Below are 18,490 nucleotides of genomic sequence, written 5' to 3'. Positions count from 1 at the left end.
TATTTCAACATATGAAAGCATCACTATTTTTTGATCAATTTGAACTGTTTGGTTTTCTCTCCGTTTTGTAAACGAACAAAGTAAATGCCGCTGGCAACTCCGTCCAGAGAAAATCTTGCTTCCTGCTGTCCTTTGTACTGCATTGATTTTATGGTTTTGCCCAATATGTCTGTAACCACAATCGCTACATCCTCCATTGAATCAGCCCAGCTGATGGTAAGATTACCCGTTGTCGGATTAGGATATAGCTTCACTGATGCCATTTCTTCCTCCCTGACGCCCAATACCGTTTGACAGGCCGAAGTGCTTTGGCAGCCTCCCATTGTTAACACCACGGCATAATTTCCGCTCACCACAGGAGTGAACGACTGGCTTGTTGCGTTTGGAACCGGTGTATTTCCGTTATTACAATCAATCCACTGATATACATCTGCAGTACTGTTTGAAGTCAAGGTAGTACCTGTTAGCGTTATTGTAGGTATCGTAGTGGTAGTGCACTCAAGATACTTAGCCAGGAACATGTCCCCAGAACCCAACGTAGTCAGACTACCGCTTGTATTTGAAGGTTCAAAATCGCATGTACCTTCAAATTCCCCCGTAACATACACCTGCTTATCGTTCACCACAAGGGCAGTAGCACCATCTTGACCTCCTCCCCCAACAGCTTTCGCCCAAAGGTAATTACCACTACTGCTGTATTTCGCTATGAAAATATCGTCACTCCCAACCGAAGTGAAATTGGCCACTGCTGCAGACGGATCAAAATCGTCGGTCCCTCGAAACATCCCGGCCATATACACCTCCCCTCCACTGTTTAGTGCAAGGGAATTGCGGGTATAATCTAAATCAAACTCATGATCTATCACTCCCAGAGCTTTTGCCCAAATATAATTACCGCTACTATTGTATTTCGCAAGAAATACATTTGACACTCCTTCTGATGTCAAATTAGCTGTGGCAGCCGAAGGATCAAAATCGACTGTACTGGCAAAATACCCCGTTACATACAAGTCTCCACTGCCGTTCACAGCAATGAAATTGACCATATCATTACCTGTTCCGCCCACTGCTTTTGCCCAAAGGTAATTACCACTGCTGTCGTATTTGGCAATGAAAATATCGAAAACTCCAACAGAAGTTAAATTGGCAACATTTGCCGAAGGATCAAAATCAGCAGTTTCCTCAAAAGATCCCGTAATGTATACTTGACCACTACTGTTTACCGCGAGGTTCGCCACACGATCATACCTTGATCCTACAATGGATTTTACCCAAAGATAGTTGCCGTTACTATCATATTTCGCAATAAATATATCAGAAAAAGAAAAAGTTTGAGAAAGATACGCTGTAGCTCCCGAAGGATCAAAATCTATATTCCCAATAGAACCACCAACTCCTGTGAGATATAGCTCCCCACTGCTGTTGGCAGCCATAGAATGGACACCTAGGTCAGCATCGGGCCCTCCAATGGCTTTCGCCCACAGATAGTTCCCGTTACTGTCGTATTTTGCAATGAAAATATCGCTCCTTCCTGATGAGTTCAAATTGGCCACGGCGGCCGAAGGATCAAAATCGGCAATCTGATCAAAATAACCCGTTATATACACCTCCCCACCACTATTTACCACGAGCGACCCAACATTGTCAAAACCCGGTCCTGCAACAGCTTTCGACCAAAGATAGTTTCCGTTGCTGTCATATTTCGCAATGAAAATATCTCGAGATCCGGCAGAAGTCCAATAGGCCGTATTTGCTGATGGATCAAAATCAACCGTACCATAGAAAATACCGGCAACATAAACATTCCCAAAAGCATCTTTGGCCATACAATTTCCTTGTCCTCTAAAACTATTACTTGAATATCCTCCTATAGCAAATGCATTTATGTAACTGCCCGATGTAGTATAGGTTGAAACAAAACAATTCAAACCACCTCCAGTTGTTAAATTGGCCGTTCCCGCTGAAGGATCAAAATCCGCAGTCCCGCAAAAATCCCCCGTGGCACTAATCCGACCGTTATTGTCTACTACCACAGAAAAACCGCTTTCGTCACATTCCCCTCCCATACCTGCCGCCCAAAGGTAACCGCCGTTACTGTTGTATTTCGCAATAAAAATATCTCTGCTTTGATTCACTGAGGTCAGAGTAGAGGTGGCAGCCGAAGGGTCAAAATCAACTGTCCATGAAAAAGTTCCCGTAATGATTACTTCCCCACTGCTGTTTACGGCAAGGGAAAAGCCCAAATCACTTTCGAACCCGCCCATAGCTTTCGCCCAAAGGTAACTGCCGTTATTGGTGTATTTCGCAATAAAAATATCATTATACCCAGCTGAAGTTAAATTGGCCGTAGCGGCAGAAGGATCAAAATCAACTGTATTTGAAAAATCTCCCGTAATATATACCTCACCAATGCTGTTTACAACAAGAGAACGCGCCGAATCACTGGCAGCCCCCCCCATAGCTTTTGCCCAAAGGTAACTGCCGTTGTTGGTGTATTTCGCAATAAAAATATCACTATACTCAGCTGAAGTTAAATTGGCCGTAGAGGCAGAAGGATCAAAATCAACCGTATTTGAAAAATATCCCGTAATATGTACCTCTCCACTGCTGTTCAAGGTTATGTCATTACTAGCATCAAATCCTGTCCCTCCTATACCTTTGACCCAAATGTAACTACCGCTGCTACTGTATTTTGCGATGAAAATATCGTCATATCCAGCCGAAGTTAGATTGGCCGTGGCAACTGAAGGATCAAAATCGGCAGTATCCCAAAAAGACCCTGTGAGGTACACCTCCCCATCGGTGTTTACGACAATCGAATTAACATAATCACTATTGGTCCCCCCAAAAGCCTTCGCCCAAATATAGTTGCCGTTACTGTCGTATTTTGCTATGAAAATATCTTCATTTCCAGTTGAAGTTAAATTGGCCGTGGCAGCTGAAGGATCAAAGTCGGCAGTTGCCGAAAAAAAACCAGTAACATACACCTCCCCATTGTTGTTTAAGGCTATTGAAATAGCAGAATCATCCAACCCCCCACCAAAAGCTTTCGCCCAAAGATATTTACCATTACTGTCGTATTTCGCAATGAAAATATCTCCCCAACCTACCGCAGTCAGGTTGGCTGTGCCTACCGAAGGGTCAAAATCGGCAGTTCCCTGAAAATATCCAGCTACATAACGATTACCCGAGGCATCGACAGCAATACATCTTCCAAAGTTCGTACCTCCCCATATAGCCGTATTTGCCGCATTAAAAACCCACTGTAACTGTGGGTTGACCTGTGCATTTGAAGGGAAAAAGTTTCCCAAGCCCAAAACACATACCAATAACAAGTAATACTTCTTCATCTCATAATCATTTTAGGTCTCATACAAAGTTATGAATTAACAATGTAAAACCTTTAAAATCAATCAATTAAAGATTATAGATATAAAACACGAATGAGGATTACAAATTATAAGTTATGTGCTACGGTTTGGGAATTGGAAGTTGAAGGGTAAAAATGTGAAAAGCAATGCCTGACTAGTACCCTGAACCTGTTAAAGGGTCGAACAGCGGGTGACTGAGGTTCCCGAAGCTACTTATCTATTTCTTAAAATCAAAAAAGGCCTTCCCAATATGGAAAGACCTTCTTTTAAAAAACATGAAAAACAATACTATTTTTTAACCAGTTTAAACTGTTTGGTTTTCTGCCCGCTCTGTAAACGAACGAAGTAGATGCCTTTTGCAGCGCCATCCAGAGAAAGCCTTGCTTCCTGCTGTCCTTGGCACAGCATTGTTTTGATAGTTTTACCCATGATATCGGTAACGACAATCTCTGCCGATTCCAACGCATCAGCCCAGCTGACAGTAAAGTTACCTGTTGTTGGGTTTGGATATAACACTATTGACGCCATTTCCTCTTCATGAATGCTCAATACCGTTTGACAAGCCGAAATACTTGCACAACCTCCAACCGTTAAAATTACGGCATAATTTCCGGGTACAGCAGGGGTAAAAGACGGACCTATTGCCCCTGGTACAGGTTCATTCCCATTACTACAATCAACCCATTGGTAATTACCTGCTTGCCCATTTGCGGTTAAGGTAGTACCTATTAGTGTTATTGTTGGTGTTGTAACAGCATTACATTCAAGATACTTAGCCAGGAACATGTCTCCACTGTTTAACGTAGTCAAGCTGCCGCTTGCATTTGAAGGTTCAAAATCGCATGTATTTTGAAAACTCCCTGTGACATACATCTGATCGTTGTTTCTCATCACAAGGGATTTAACATTATCATAACCTGCTCCTCCTATACTCTTCCCCAAAAGGAAGTTACCACTATTACTGTATTTCGCAATGAAAATATCCCTGCTTCTACCTACAGAGGTGAAATTGACCGTCGCAGCTGAAGGATCAAAATCACCAGTCCCTTGAAACATACCGGCAATATACATATCACCATTATTGTTTAACGCAAGGGAACTGGGGGTCTCGAAGAATGCATTTTTTATAACTTCTATGGCTTTCGCCCAGATGTAATTACCATTGTTATCGTACTTCGCAATAAACAAATTCCCACCTCCTCCTACTGGGGTCAAAGTAGCTGTGGCTGTCGAAGGGTTAAAATCGGCTGTAGCAGAAAAAGTCCCTGTGATATATGCCTCCCCACTGCTATTTACAACAACAGCATCACATATATCATAACCTGTTCCCCCCATCGCTTTCGCCCAAAGGTAATTACCATTGCTGTCGTATTTGGCTAGGAAAATATCAAAATTCCCGGCCGAAGTCAAATTGGCAACGTTGGGAGAAGGATCAAAATCGGAAGTATCTGCAAAATATCCCGTGATGTATACCTGACCACTACTGTTTAACGTAATGGATGCCACAATATCACCCTCCGGCCCTCCAATGCCTTTTACCCAAAGGTAATTGCCGTTACTGTCGTATTTGGCAATAAAGGTATCGCTAACCGAATGGGCTGGCAGAAAGACTACAGCCCCTGAAGGATCAAAATCTATATTTCCAATAAAAATTCCGGTGATATACAACTCACCACTGTTATTGATGGCCATAGAATAGACACCTGTATCACCATCAGGTCCTCCTATTGCTTTCGCCCAAATATAGTTCCCGTTGCTGTCGTATTTCGCAATAAAAATATCCATACCTCCCGACGAATTCAAATTGGCTACGGCGGGCGAAGGGTCAAAATCGACAATCGGGCTAAAATACCCCGTAATGTACACCTCCCCACTGCTGTTTACCACTAGAGAAGCAACATTTTCATGGCTTGTCCCGCCAATGGCTTTCGACCAAAGATAGTTTCCACTGCTGTCATATTTAGCAATGAAGATATCGTCAATTCCTGCTGAAGTCCAATAGGCAGTACTTGCTGATGGATCAAAATCGACCGTACCCTGAAAAGTACCTGCAACATAAACATTCCCAAAAGCATCCGTGGCCACACTTTTCCCTTCTCCGTGAAAATTATAGACCGAATACCCTCCTATAGCCAATGCATTATTATAACTGCCGGATGATGTATAAGCCAAAACAAAACAATCTCCTTGACCGGATGTTAAATTAGCCGTTCCCGGTGAGGGGTCAAAATCGACAGTTCCGACAAAATAACCCGTGGCACTCACCCGACCACTATTGTCTACTACCAGAGAAGAACCTCCTTCGTCATACATCCCTCCCATTGCTCCCGCCCAGAGGTAGGTGCCATTGGTTCCGTATTTCGCAATAAAAATATCACGACTGCTATCTACAGAAGTAAAATTAGCCACCGCAGCCGAAGGATCAAAATCAACAGTACCTTGAAAAGATCCGGTAACATGAACCTCCCCACTACCGTTTAACGCTAGAGATTCTCCCCTGTCACTTCCAGGCCCTCCCATAGCTTTCGCCCAAAGGTAGCTGCCATTACTATCGTATTTTGCAATAAAGATATCTTCCATTCCGGCCGAGGTCAGATTGGCTGTAGCAGCAGAAGGATTAAAATCGACTGTATTTTGAAAAAGACCTGTGACATATATCTCCCCGATGCTATTTACAGCAATAGCATCACCTTGTTCATAACCTGTTCCCCTTACCGCATTCGCCCAAAGGTAGTTGCCGTTACCGTCGTATTTCGCAATAAAAATATCTCCACTTCCTGCCGAGGTCAGATTGGCCGTGGCAGACGAAGGGTCAAAATCGACTGTATTTTGAAAATACCCTGTGATAAGTACCTGACCACTGCTGTTTAAGGCTATCGAATTACCTACATCATTTTCTGTACCCCCTATACGTTTCGCCCAAATGTAACTACCACTGCTGCTGTATTTCGCAATGAAAATATCAGCCTGTCCTGCCGAAATCAAATTGGCCGTGGCAGCTGAAGGGTCAAAATCGACTGTATCCACAAAATACCCCGTGATATATGCCTCACCGCTACTATTAACCGCAACAGAATCACCTTGATCATAACCTGGTCCCCCCATCGCTTTTGCCCAAAGATAATTGCCACTGCTGTCGTATTTCGCAATGAAAATATCGCCATCTCCTACTGAAGTTAATTTAGCCTTGGCGACCGAAGGATCAAAATCGGCAGTATCGTAAAAATACCCCGTGACATAAAGCTCCCCAATACTGCTTAAGGCTATTGAATTAACGGATTCACCCGAAGCACCCCCAAAAGCTTTCGCCCAAAGGTAGTTGCCGTTGCTGTCATATTTGGCAATAAATGCATCGGTACTCCCGACCGAAGTCAGATTAGCCGTAGCATCAGAAGGATCAAAATCGGCGGTTCCCTGAAAACTCCCCGCAACATAACGGTTACCTAAGGCATCGACTGCTATACTGCTCCCATAGCTGCCACCTCCCCATACCGCTGTATTTACCGCATTAAAAACCCACTGTAACTGCGGGTTGCCCTGTGCATTCGAAGTATAAGTGCTCACTATACTCAAAACGCTCACTAATAACAAGTAATAGGTCCTCATAAGATAATTATTTTAACTTCACTATAAAGTTAAAAAATATCTAAACACCTAACAATCAGTAAATAAAGTCTTTTACTTTTGAAATTATTAATGAAGAATTACGAATGAGGAATTCAAAATTACGGCAAAAAAGGGATGAATTTTTCGAGCAAACAGGAATTAAAACTCAAAAAAGAAAACCGTGAAATAGTAAAATTGAAAATTGAAGAAAATTTAAAGATGTAAGAAAAAAAAAGGACATACTATAATGCATGTCCTTTTTGTGTTTATCCTCTTATTTTCAAATAGTATCCGGAAAAATTTTCCCAGGATTCAGAATATTATTCGGGTCGAAGACTTTTTTAATATTTTTCATCAGAACCAGTTGCGAATTATCGAAGGCAATGTCCATAAAATTCTTCTGTACGTAACCAATTCCGTGCTCACCCGACAAAGTTCCTTTCAAGGAAACCGTTAGTTCGAAAATTTCACGGATCCCTTTGGGAACTTCGGTTTTCCAGTTTTCATCGGTCATATCTGCCTTGATGATATTCACGTGTAAATTTCCGTCTCCGGCGTGACCGTAACAAACCGATTTGAATCCGTATTTGTTCCCGATTTCTTTAATCCCTTTTAATAAGGTTGGCAGTTCATAACGAGGCACTACCGTATCTTCTTCCTTGTAAACCGAATTTGATTTAACGGCTTCGGCAACACCGCGGCGCATTCTCCACAACGCGTTTTTCTGGTCTTCGGTATCGGCAAAAAGAATTTCATCTATTTCAAATTGCTCGACTACACCCATTATTTTTTCCGCTTCCAGCATTAAGATTTCAGGGTAATTTCCGTCGACTTCAATTAACAAATGCCCCTGAATATCGTCTTTGATATCCACGTTTACGCCTTCAATGAATCGGATGGCCCAATCGATGGCATCGCGCTCCATGAATTCCAAAGCGCTCGGCACTATTCCAGCCATGAAAATAGCTGAAACCGCTTCACAGGCCTGCTCTGCCTTGTAAAAAGGAACAAGCATCAGTACGTTATGCGAATTTTTAGGCCATAATTTCAGTACGATTTTGGTGATGATTCCCAACGTTCCTTCGCTGCCCACCATTAATTGCGTCAGATTGTATCCTGTGGAATTTTTAAGTGTATTGGCTCCAGTCCAGATGATTTCTCCTGTTGGCAGAACCACTTCCAGATTCAGTACGTAATCTTTGGTAACGCCGTATTTCACTGCTCTGGCACCACCAGCATTTTCGGCTACATTACCACCGATGAAACAACTTCCGCGGCTGCTTGGATCTACGGGGTAAAACAAGCCTTTTTCCAAAACCTTGTCCTGTAAAACCTGGGTGATAACAGCCGGTTCGGTGATTACCTGTAAGTTTCTTTCGTCGATTTCAAGGATTTTATTCAAGCGGTCGGTTGACAAACCAATGCCCTGATGAATGCTCAATGCGCCACCGCTCAACCCTGTTCTTCCGCCAATGGGAACCACAGGGATTTTATATTCGTTTGCTAACTTAACAATTTCTGATATTTCTTGGGCCGAAGCCGGTTTTACCACAACACTCGGCGGAAAGACATAATCCTCGGTTTCGTCGTGACCGTAATTGTTTCGGGTTTCTTCGTCGGTAAATACGAATGATTCACCAACAATATGTTGTAATTTTTGAAGTATTTCGGGTGTGATTTGCGTTGTCATAACTATGCTACAAAGATGTTAGTGTCAAAGTTACAAAGTTATTTCATCAATTCACAACACTAGCCCCGATAGCAGCGGCATCCTTTTGTCTCGTTTTTTTTTTAACGAGACAAAAGATATAGCGAAAAGCGGGAAATAGCTCCAAAAACTATTTCTTCTTCAAATTAGGCAAAAAGTAAGCAATGATACCGATTAACGGCAGGAACGAACAGATTCCGTAAACGAATTCAATCGAGGTCACATCGGCCAGATACCCCAGAACTGCAGAACCTAACCCTCCTACTCCAAAAGCAAAACCGAAGAACAATCCGGAAATCATCCCCACTCGTTCAGGCATTAATTCCTGTGCATACACCAAAATGGCGGAGAAAGCCGAAGCGATTATGATTCCGATGGCAACCGAAAGAATTCCGGTCCAGAACAAATTGGCAAATGGCAACATCAGTGTGAACGGTGCGGCACCTAAAATGGAAAACCAGATGATGTATTTTCGTCCGAACTTATCGCCTAACGGTCCGCCAATTAATGTTCCCAAAGCTACTGCTCCCAAAAACCAAAACAAGTGGTACTGTGCCTGCAATACGGAAATATGGAATTTTTCTATCAGATAGAACGTGAAATAGCTTGACATCGAGGATGTGTAAAATGATTTCGAAAAAATCAGGATCAGCAGTAAAACCACCGACATTTTTACTCTTGCCGGAGAAAGATCATGATGCTTTTCTACGGCCTTTTTCTTTGCTTTTAAAGAGATCAGTTTCTGCTGATACCAAACGGCAATTTGACTCAACACGATGATTCCGACCACGGCTACCAATACAAACCAGAGAATATGCGACTGTCCGCGCGGCACAACGATTAATGCCACCAATAACGGTCCGATGGCCGTTCCCGTATTTCCGCCCAACTGGAAAATGGATTGTGCCAAACCTCGTTTTCCTCCTGAGCCTAAGAAAGCTACTCGGGATGCTTCGGGGTGAAAAATGGACGACCCAACTCCAACCATTGCAACCGACACTAAAATCAGGGGAAAGCTGGAAGCCTGCGAAAGCATAATGATTCCGCTTAACGAGAACAGCATCCCGAAGGCTAACGAATACGGTTTTGGTTTTTTATCGGTGTAAATTCCAACAAAAGGCTGCAATAATGAAGCGGTTACCTGATACGTAAAAGTGATCAGGCCGACCTGTGTAAACGTCAGGCCGTAATTTGCTTTCAAAACCGGGTACATCGCCGGGATTACCGCCTGTAATAAATCGTTGATCATGTGTGCAAAACAGATCGAAAACAAAATGGAATACACAGTAGTCTGTACTTTGTTTTCTTTCTCGATCGTTGCTGTTGCCGTTGCTGTTTTCATTAGATAAGCTGTAATATATAATACCAGAAAATTAATGTGATAAACGAAATCGGAATACCGAAACCGATCATCATACTGCTGAGTTTAGGTTTTAATCCGTAAGTGGATGCCACTATGGTTCCGGTTATCATGGGAGCCATTGCAGCTTCAAATATCGAAACCTGTACTTCCAGCCCCTTTCCATTTAATAACATCACATACAACAAATAGAAAAAAGCCGGAGTTATGAATAATTTGAAAAGTAATCCCAGGGTAAGGAACTTATAATGCTTACTTTTTCTGTCGAATTCCAACTGCATTCCGACCGAAACCAACGCTATCGGGGTTACAGTACTCCCTAAACGCTGAAAAACGGATTGTAGTATCAGAGGGAAATCCATTTCTAAAAAGATTAAACAGCATGAGATGGCAAAGGCTATGAATGGCGGAAAGAACAATATTTTTTTCAGAATCGCATTGGTGCTGGCAGTTTCGCGGGAACACATTGTCGCCACGAGCACCGCTAAAGTGGAAACCACTACAAATGACCCAGGCTGATCTACGATAACCGCTGTTTCAAGTCCTTGCTTTCCATAAACGGCTTCAACCAATGGGAAACCCACGAAAGATGTATTTCCCAATCCGGCCGTGATAATCAAACAACCTATAAGTTTTTTGGACCAGCCAAGTAATTTCCCTAAACCTGTAAAAAAAACATATGACAGCGCAAATCCCAACCATGCGATTCCCAGCGGGAACAACAATTTTGAACTGATTTCCAGTTTCGGGATATAATACAGCGCAATGGACGGAAGCGATATGTAAATCACAAACTGATTGAGCGTTTTATAACTTAATGGAGGAAATGCCGTAACTTTTTTGAGCAAAAAACCCAAAAGCATGCAAACGAAAATGAGTAAAATATTATCCATGGTAATGTAAAGCAGGGCAAAATTAAGAGTTAATCCACTATCTGACGGAGGTTTTCGTTTTTTAACGAAATTTTAATCCAAATCAAAAACATGATCTTACGGATCCGAAAACCACAGAATCTTTAAATATCCTTGAACATTGTGCCCTTTTTCCTTATTTTTACTGCTCTAATTCATTCTTGTGGCACTTAAAAAAACACATCCATCGGCTTTAAAAGAAAATGACGGCATTGAACAGCCGGACAGCATTAGCGCTTCTTCTGTGGAACATATTCAGCAATTCCGCAGAAAGCAACCCTCTGCCGATGAATTAATTGCCAACATTCTGAAAGGAGATAAAGTCGCCTTGAGCCGTGCCATTACTTTGGTGGAAAGCACCAGCGCTTCCCATCTGGAAAAAGCCAATGAAGTCATCAAAGGATGTTTGCCGCACGCAAATAATTCGCTGAGAGTTGGAATTACAGGTGTTCCCGGAGTTGGAAAAAGTACGTTTATAGAAGCTTTCGGAAAATACCTGACTTCAATTGGGAAGAAAGTCGCTGTTTTAGCGGTAGACCCGAGCAGCTCGATTTCGCATGGAAGTATTTTGGGGGATAAAACCCGAATGGAAGAATTGGTTAGAGACGAAAATGCGTATATCCGTCCTAGTGCTTCAGGTGAAAGTTTAGGAGGCGTGGCACGAAAAACACGTGAAGCGATTATCCTTTGTGAAGCTTGCGGATTTGATACAATCCTTATTGAAACCGTTGGTGTGGGTCAGAGTGAAACAGCCGTTCACAGTATGGTTGATTTCTTTTTACTGCTGAATCTGGCTGGCGCCGGAGATGAATTGCAGGGCATTAAACGAGGAATCATGGAAATGGCAGATGCCATCGTAATCAACAAAGCCGATGGCGACAACATCAAACGCGCCCGATTGGCTAAAGTCGATTTCAATCGCGCGTTACACCTGTTCCCGCTAAAAAGTTCAGGCTGGTCTCCGAAGGCAAATACCTGCAGTGCACTAACAAACGAAGGCATTTCAGACGTTTGGGATACAATTATCGAATATTTCACGCTTACCAAAGAAAACGGTTTCTTCGACAAAAAACGAAAGGAACAGAGTCAGTACTGGATGCTGGAAACCATCAACGAACAGTTAAAGTTGAATTTCTACAATCATCCTGAAATCCAAAAACTGCTGGAGGAAAACAAAAAAGCGGTGCAAAACAATGAAATTTCACCGTTTGCAGCCGCTCAAGTGCTTTTAGAAAAATATTTTTCAAACCATTAGCAATTAATTTTTCCAAAAAAATAATCACAGGGATCTTAAAAATTGACTCTGGTAGCCAATCTTGTTGCTCCAATAGAATTCGGATGAATTTCATCTCTCCAATAATTTGAAGAATTCAAAACTCCCCTCAAATCAACTATTTGGGTTTGAAACCCAAAATTATTCGTTTGAAAAGTATGTTTTATATAATGCAGTAAAGCATAAAACTTGTCTATCAACCTGATAATGATGTAACTCTTCAGAATAGCATCGGTAATTCCGTAATAGGTAAAAACCGGGTTAATCCAAGGACCTAAAGGCAAATTTACAGGACCAATACTTGGCCTAACTCCTAATTTGTAAAGAGGGTAATCGTAACTGTGCATATAAAACTTTAAATTAGAAGAACAATGCAAGTTTACAATGCTTCCAAATCGTATATAATTATTGGCGATGGTACTGAAAATAGAATTTAAAAAGACACCATTAAAAGCATCGTTATCAAAAACCAGTGTGTTCAAATAATTCTTATACTGAATACATTTTCTGTATAAATCATCACCGACAGGCATATTCCTTAAGTCATTTAACTTAGAAGCATCGGTAAAATAATTGTTGCGGAATGTACTTAAGCCACTCTTAACAATATTTCCTAATTGAGGAAAAACATCATTCCCTCCTCCACTGAAATAAATCCTGTCGATTCTGTAATTGGTAACATATTGAACAAAATGAGAACGGTCCCTGTACATATCCGTTGTGGTTTCGCCAAATTTGGCCAGATGCAAACTGTTTAGATTCAACCTTTGATTTCTATCACTTATGGTATCGTAGAGATCTAGTACTCTTGGAATTGGGTAATCCAACCAAGAATCGCCTTCAAAAATCACATTTAAAGTATTGGGATTATTTGCGTTTCGTCTAAAAAAGAATGCATTCGTAATAAAGGGCTGGTGTATGGACTCGTCATCCGCTTCACTAAAAGAAGGCAGATTATCGACATGATTTTTCAGAAAAACAAAAGTTTCATCATTGGGGCTAATCTGTCCAGTTATCCTTAAGCTGTTATTTGCCTGAAAGTTCAATATAGACGAAACGGTTGGATCTGTTTCTCCATTCCTTATAACTCCATTCACGGTAACAGGATAAGCGCAAAGCCTTAATAAACGCTGTATAATTACCACATCGCCGGATTCATTATTTGCATTTAATCCAACGCTCCTGTTTATGTCCGTGCGATTATTCGCCGCACCGTTGATATTTCTTACCGGACGGTTATTCAGTACATTATTTTGCATGATTAAGCTATTTTTTAGGTACAATTTTATCAGGATCTATATAACCGAATCCTGATCTGAAAACGTCTAAAGCATTCTCTTTATTGACTTTAAAACTTCGACAGGATCTAAAAAGTTTTTTTCGGATCTGATAAATATTCAATTTAGGTTCTTTTTCCAAAATTTTCACAATCAAAGAGGCGACAAAAGGGGCCGCCATGCTGCTTCCGCTTTTGGAACACAGTTTATTGGATGCTCTTTTTTGTAAACTTGAAGAGGAACAGGAAGAAACGATTTTAAATCCCGGAGCCAAAATTTCCGGCTTCATCCTGCCATCAACCGTTGGGCCCGAACTGCTGAAAGGCAATATTGACTCTTCTGGGGCATTTTGATTATAAGCCCCTACCGCAATTCCGTATCTGGAGTTACAAATTGAGTTTGTTGTGTGAGTTGTCTTTACAGTTTCAGGAAAAAAAATGGATTGTCCCTTATCGTCCCTCTCGATGTAACAATGAAATTTACCATTCCTTATTTTCGCCCCCGTTAATTCAACCGTTAAAAATTTCAGTTTTAAATTTCCGTTTAATAAGATATTAATATGATTAAGCCCTGTATTAGGCTCGTGTTTCCTTTGAAGGCAGATTCCAATTTCATCATTGTCCCGAACAATGATTTTGTCTTGAAAAGGTTTTACATCTAATATTGTTTTATTAAACTCATCAATTATCCTAACGTTTATTCTGTCTTCGCCTTCATACCATATTTCCAATTCATTGGGAGTTATATCATCCTTCTTGAATAACCAAGGAATACTCACTTTCTCATTTTGTTTTACATTGCCAAAAGTATGAGCTTTTGACTGACAATAATTACCACCGCTATGAACTGCGGCAACGCCATTCCAATTCGTCAGAATATTATCTATTGCCAATTCCACCAACGTTTTTCCCATATGAGCATCTCCATGTCCCCCTAAACTCATATTTATGACTAAAGGCCTGTTTTTAGCCTCCGTAATAAGAAAATGTAATCCCTCGACCAATTTCACAGAATCTCCCAATGAAAAATTGGAACCATTGACATAATTACTCCCCATATCTACAGCCAAAATTGGAGAATCGCTTGCGAAACCTTTTTTTGAAACACTGCCATTACTGCAGGCTATCCCCAGCACATGGGTACCGTGAGTTCCTGTTCCAAACAAATCGCTTTTTCCCGGGTGGTACTTTACCTTTCGGAACGGATATTCTTCATTTAATGATGCATTGATTAAATTAGCGTCAATCATACTGCCATATCCATAGTGATTACCATCATATTTATTTGATTGCACCCAAATTTTCTCAAAACGGGTTTTTCCTGAATCTATAAAATCTTGATGTGTGAAATCAAAACCAAAGTCAATAATTCCAAAAACCACATTTGATTTTGGCTTATTCGATTGTTGTTCCGTTTGATTCTCAACAATAAAATCATTGTGTTCAACGACATTTGAAACCGGGATCACTTTTGGTGCCTTTAAACTTTTGACTTCTTTTGAAGAATAAACCTCCTGGATGTATTTTCGTTTTATTCTGCAACTTACGATATCTCCAAATTGGGTTATTATTTTACTGTGTTTTGGGTAAAACGAAGGATTTGTCAATCGCATGAGAAGGGCCAATTCTTCTTCGGGATTTCCGTGAAGAATTATTTTTAGTCGGGAATCCATTATTTTAATTTTTAAAGACTTTTAATCGTAAATTCTATGGATGATATTTTTTGAAATAATGCATTTAAAAGGATAAAATCATTGGTAGCCTTATCTTTATGATTTGAAACCTCTTCCAGATATTTACTTTCTGTTGCAAATTTTAGGAGCGCTAAGTTTTTTTTATCTTCATCTGAAAGGCTGGAAAATTTTGGATGATTGAGCAATTCATTAATTCTTTCCTTGTAATCTTCTAAATCAAAAATCAATCCCATAAAACCACCTAAAATTTCAAATTTTTCTTTTTTTGCCTGCGGAGTCAACTTTACAAAAGGAAAGCAATCTTTTAAATAGTCTAAGATTTCCTTATTTTGTTTTTTTATTGCGCTCACATCTTTAGCTAAACTCTCCATCTCTTATCCATTTTGGTTTCTTGAATTTGCAGTTCTCCTACCTTTCTGCTGTTGGGTACTTATATCCGTTTCTGGCTCCGCCTGTGGGACAGGGTTTAAACCGGCAGAATCCGAAATTGCAGCTTTCGGTTGATCAGCTTCCTCAGGTGGTAAAGAAGCAGCCACTTCAATTTTCTTTTCCATATTCTTTTCCATATTCTTGGCTAAATAATCCGTAAGTAAAGCACTCAAACCTAAATTTGAAGAAAACATACTTGTCAGAAGAGCTTTGTTCTTCAGTTCATTCGGATTGGAAAGGTTATAATTTTCTGCAGTTTTGGTAGCAAAAAAATAGATCAACATAATATTTACTGGATTCATAATTATTGCTTTAAATTTTGATTAATACGAATCTTATTCATGAACGACATACGTCAATCGCATCATCCATTCTCATTTAATCTCTTATCGAAACCTTCTCAATCTGTTTTTATTAAAATGAAGGGCCACTAATTTTCCTGTGAGGTCATTTGCAAAAAGCAGCATTAAAAAAGTTAGTAGCCCTTAATCTTGTCTTTAATCAGTAACATCGTGATGCTTGTGTTGTTTTACTTTTGATTTTGCATCATCATCAATAATACAATTGGCAATAGATTATTATTATCATTGCTTCCACCTTTATTTTGATTGCTCAATATCACTACTAAAGGCAGCATCATGCTCAAATTGTCTGATTTACCAGAACCGGAATCCCCCATGGTGGTCATCATCGGCAATAACAACGACATGGTTTGATCCACTTCAATTGCCTTTGTATCTGGTTTTTCCTCAATCTTAGTTGACGTGATAGCACCATTAGTATCTTTCTCGTGGACAACTACAAGATTGGCAGTTTTCAATTTTGGCTGATTGAACAATGATCCGATGACGCCCATCATTTGCATGTTGCGTAAAACCTTAGTCTGATTTTCATTTTTACGAAGATCAATCTTAGCCAATTCTGTGTGTTTGGCATCCAAAGCTGCTAAAGTTTTATTTGTTGCAATTGAAGTTTTCTTTAATTCGTTGACGTCGTTAGAAATACTGTCCAACGCTTTTTTCAACTCGCTTTTGGTAGCATAATCAGCAGCGTTACCACTTAAATTTCTTCCAAAATTAGATTGTTGGGCTACATTTGGACGAACGCCTGGTCTGATTGGCTGAAAAGGTCTTCTTCCCGAAGGTCTTCTTGCTTCAGCCAGATCTTCGACGATATCTTCGAATAAATCTTCGTTCAATAAATCTTCATTCAACAAATCTTCATTTAAATAATTTTCTGATGAGTACATAACTTTATAATTTAGAATTAATATTAATTTTTATTGAAATAATGCTTGTTATACCGCTGAATGGCTGGGCTTACGTATTTATTATACAGGATGAAATCGGGGACATTTGTACCGGATTTACCGCTTCCAAAACATTCCGGACATTCTTTATTTTCTCCGAAACATTCTTTACAAGCCCCGATAGCCTTCGCCAAATCATCATTTTGAAGAAGTTCGGATTCTAATTGCGTTTTTAATCCTTCAATTATTGAAAACAGCCTCCGGTTGATTCTTGTCAGTTTTTCAATTTTTTTTTCGATTTCAGGATCAACGGCAGAAACATTTTCTTCAACGCTTTTATTATCCATCATTGGCTGTAACATATCTATGTATTTGGCCATTTCGGGATTTTGTTCTCTTAATAAATTAAAATAAGCTTCCATTGTTAAGCAATTTAAATTGTTGCCAAAATAGATTGAATCCTATCTACTCGTTGCGGAGTATAGGAAGCCACAAATTGACCATAATCATCAACGTGGTAATCTTCTGTCGGTATTAACCCATTATTATAATATTCATAAAGAATGCTTTCTGTCAAATAGTTCAGTGATTCCACCAGTTCGGCAAATGAAACATTTTCAATTGGCGCATTCGGACTTGCAGTTCCTAACGATTGTTGTGCCTGACCGGCCTGAAACTGCGGGTTGTTGATAATGCTTCCCAACTGACTGTAAAATCCCTGAACCCTGTTAACATCCTGCTGAACCTGTGGTTCCAATGGCACCGGATTGTTTTGCACATACTGGTTAACTGCCGGTAAAACCGCTCTACCTGCATTAGCTAAATATCGGGTTGTATTTTGCCAAGTTTGCCCCAATTGTCCATTGCCCGGTCTAGCTTGAGCCTGAGGTCTTCCTTGTTGAGGATATTGGGGTCTTGGGCGTTGAGTATTTGTATTTGATAACGCCGAACTTGCCGATCCCGCCAGATTTCCCACTACCCCGCCTAAAGCTGCCCCTATCTGCGGAGCTCCAAAATAGGTACCCACAGCAGTTCCGGCTATTGGTGCGATGGCAGATACCCCTCTTAATACGCCAGAACCAATATTTCTGGCAACATTCCCCAAACTGGACCAAAAACCCTCTGCTTCGCTCTCAGACATTTGTCCTACTCTTCCCAATAGTTCATTTTCCAATTGATTTTCTGAAAGGGATGAATATTCCGGCCCAAGAACATATCTTACTGCTTCGAAATAATCTTGTTCTGTAAAAGTTTCTCCCTGATAAATTTGATTATACAAGCTCATAATTAAAATTTTTATAGATTTCGCCTACTCTTTACAGTTTTCGGCTACCCTGTTTTATTACATTTTTAAATACTTCAAATTCCATTACGACATACATATCTGACAAAAGAAAATGCATACATTATGTATTACAAATTTTAAACGTTATAAGTCAAAATAACAGAGTCATTAAACCCATTTTTCCAAAGAAAAAAACGGTTTTAAAAAGGTGTTTTTCCTGTAGTTCGATAATTTTTTTTGAGGTAAGTTTGTTTAGAAACCAAATAAAAAAACAAATACCATATATCTGACAATCAACACAATAATAAAAAAAACAACTAAAACCCAT

At 40.2% G+C, this 18,490-nt stretch carries 13 protein-coding genes; 1 reads left to right on the top strand and 12 read right to left on the bottom strand.

From position 1 onward, the window contains the following. Nucleotides 1-23 precede the first annotated feature (23 nt). From FEDK69T_RS11110 to FEDK69T_RS11090, 5 genes are all read right to left on the bottom strand, one after another. Complete coding sequence (locus tag FEDK69T_RS11110) at nucleotides 24-3,350, bottom strand: T9SS type A sorting domain-containing protein (protein ID WP_023574265.1); 3,327 nt, start codon at nucleotides 3,348-3,350, stop codon at nucleotides 24-26. Between the two features lie 309 nt (nucleotides 3,351-3,659). Next, complete coding sequence (locus FEDK69T_RS11105; RefSeq protein ID WP_023574264.1) at nucleotides 3,660-6,977, bottom strand: T9SS type A sorting domain-containing protein; 3,318 nt, start codon at nucleotides 6,975-6,977, stop codon at nucleotides 3,660-3,662. A gap of 280 nt (nucleotides 6,978-7,257) precedes the next feature. After that, nucleotides 7,258-8,667: an FAD-binding oxidoreductase gene (locus FEDK69T_RS11100; protein ID WP_023574263.1), complete on the bottom strand. Its 1,410-nt coding sequence runs from the start codon at nucleotides 8,665-8,667 to the stop codon at nucleotides 7,258-7,260. A gap of 148 nt (nucleotides 8,668-8,815) precedes the next feature. Further along, entirely contained in the window at nucleotides 8,816-10,027 is a 1,212-nt protein-coding gene (locus tag FEDK69T_RS11095) for an MFS transporter (protein WP_035629671.1), read from the bottom strand. After that, complete coding sequence (locus FEDK69T_RS11090) at nucleotides 10,027-10,938, bottom strand: AEC family transporter (protein WP_023574261.1); 912 nt, start codon at nucleotides 10,936-10,938, stop codon at nucleotides 10,027-10,029. Before FEDK69T_RS11090 ends, FEDK69T_RS11095 begins: the two co-directional genes overlap by 1 nt. Before the next feature lie 181 nt (nucleotides 10,939-11,119). Between FEDK69T_RS11090 and meaB the strand changes: the two genes are divergently transcribed. Continuing rightward, complete coding sequence (meaB, locus tag FEDK69T_RS11085) at nucleotides 11,120-12,211, top strand: methylmalonyl Co-A mutase-associated GTPase MeaB (RefSeq protein WP_023574260.1); 1,092 nt, start codon at nucleotides 11,120-11,122, stop codon at nucleotides 12,209-12,211. Nucleotides 12,212-12,246: 35 nt separating this feature from the next. Here the strand turns inward: meaB and FEDK69T_RS11080 are convergent, their stop codons facing one another. The 7 genes from FEDK69T_RS11080 to FEDK69T_RS11050 form a co-directional block, all read right to left on the bottom strand. Further along, nucleotides 12,247-13,488, bottom strand: a complete 1,242-nt coding sequence (locus tag FEDK69T_RS11080; protein WP_023574259.1) for a hypothetical protein — start codon at nucleotides 13,486-13,488, stop codon at nucleotides 12,247-12,249. Nucleotides 13,489-13,495: 7 nt separating this feature from the next. Beyond that, nucleotides 13,496-15,178: a S8 family serine peptidase gene (locus FEDK69T_RS11075; RefSeq protein ID WP_023574258.1), complete on the bottom strand. Its 1,683-nt coding sequence runs from the start codon at nucleotides 15,176-15,178 to the stop codon at nucleotides 13,496-13,498. Between the two features lie 11 nt (nucleotides 15,179-15,189). Continuing rightward, nucleotides 15,190-15,570: a hypothetical protein gene (locus FEDK69T_RS11070; RefSeq protein WP_023574257.1), complete on the bottom strand. Its 381-nt coding sequence runs from the start codon at nucleotides 15,568-15,570 to the stop codon at nucleotides 15,190-15,192. A 3-nt stretch (nucleotides 15,571-15,573) separates the two neighbouring features. Next, complete coding sequence (locus FEDK69T_RS11065; RefSeq protein ID WP_035629668.1) at nucleotides 15,574-15,930, bottom strand: hypothetical protein; 357 nt, start codon at nucleotides 15,928-15,930, stop codon at nucleotides 15,574-15,576. 227 nt (nucleotides 15,931-16,157) lie between these two features. After that, complete coding sequence (locus FEDK69T_RS11060; protein ID WP_023574255.1) at nucleotides 16,158-16,877, bottom strand: hypothetical protein; 720 nt, start codon at nucleotides 16,875-16,877, stop codon at nucleotides 16,158-16,160. Between the two features lie 23 nt (nucleotides 16,878-16,900). Beyond that, on the bottom strand, nucleotides 16,901-17,299 hold the full coding sequence (locus FEDK69T_RS11055; protein ID WP_023574254.1) for a hypothetical protein: 399 nt from the start codon (nucleotides 17,297-17,299) through the stop codon (nucleotides 16,901-16,903). 11 nt (nucleotides 17,300-17,310) lie between these two features. Then, on the bottom strand, nucleotides 17,311-18,162 hold the full coding sequence (locus tag FEDK69T_RS11050) for a DUF1269 domain-containing protein (RefSeq protein ID WP_023574253.1): 852 nt from the start codon (nucleotides 18,160-18,162) through the stop codon (nucleotides 17,311-17,313). Between the last annotated feature and the right edge of the window lie 328 nt (nucleotides 18,163-18,490).

Origin of the sequence: Flavobacterium enshiense DK69 (genome assembly GCF_000498495.1) — a bacterium.
Classification (GTDB): Bacteria; Bacteroidota; Bacteroidia; order Flavobacteriales; family Flavobacteriaceae; genus Flavobacterium; species Flavobacterium enshiense.
Note: the sequence above shows the minus strand (reverse complement) of the source record. Positions and strands in the feature narration are given on the sequence as shown.

Excerpts from the sequence above, each read along its gene's own strand:
- FEDK69T_RS11110 (WP_023574265.1), bottom strand. The coding sequence starts at position 3,350 with ATGAAGAAGTATTACTTGTTATTGGTATGTGTTTTGGGCTTGGGAAAC.
- FEDK69T_RS11105 (WP_023574264.1), bottom strand. The coding sequence starts at position 6,977 with ATGAGGACCTATTACTTGTTATTAGTGAGCGTTTTGAGTATAGTGAGC.
- FEDK69T_RS11100 (WP_023574263.1), bottom strand. The coding sequence starts at position 8,667 with ATGACAACGCAAATCACACCCGAAATACTTCAAAAATTACAACATATT.
- FEDK69T_RS11095 (WP_035629671.1), bottom strand. The coding sequence starts at position 10,027 with ATGAAAACAGCAACGGCAACAGCAACGATCGAGAAAGAAAACAAAGTA.
- FEDK69T_RS11090 (WP_023574261.1), bottom strand. The coding sequence starts at position 10,938 with ATGGATAATATTTTACTCATTTTCGTTTGCATGCTTTTGGGTTTTTTG.
- FEDK69T_RS11080 (WP_023574259.1), bottom strand. The coding sequence starts at position 13,488 with ATGCAAAATAATGTACTGAATAACCGTCCGGTAAGAAATATCAACGGT.
- FEDK69T_RS11075 (WP_023574258.1), bottom strand. The coding sequence starts at position 15,178 with ATGGATTCCCGACTAAAAATAATTCTTCACGGAAATCCCGAAGAAGAA.
- FEDK69T_RS11070 (WP_023574257.1), bottom strand. The coding sequence starts at position 15,570 with ATGGAGAGTTTAGCTAAAGATGTGAGCGCAATAAAAAAACAAAATAAG.
- FEDK69T_RS11065 (WP_035629668.1), bottom strand. The coding sequence starts at position 15,930 with ATGAATCCAGTAAATATTATGTTGATCTATTTTTTTGCTACCAAAACT.
- FEDK69T_RS11060 (WP_023574255.1), bottom strand. The coding sequence starts at position 16,877 with ATGTACTCATCAGAAAATTATTTAAATGAAGATTTGTTGAATGAAGAT.
- FEDK69T_RS11055 (WP_023574254.1), bottom strand. The coding sequence starts at position 17,299 with ATGGAAGCTTATTTTAATTTATTAAGAGAACAAAATCCCGAAATGGCC.
- FEDK69T_RS11050 (WP_023574253.1), bottom strand. The coding sequence starts at position 18,162 with ATGAGCTTGTATAATCAAATTTATCAGGGAGAAACTTTTACAGAACAA.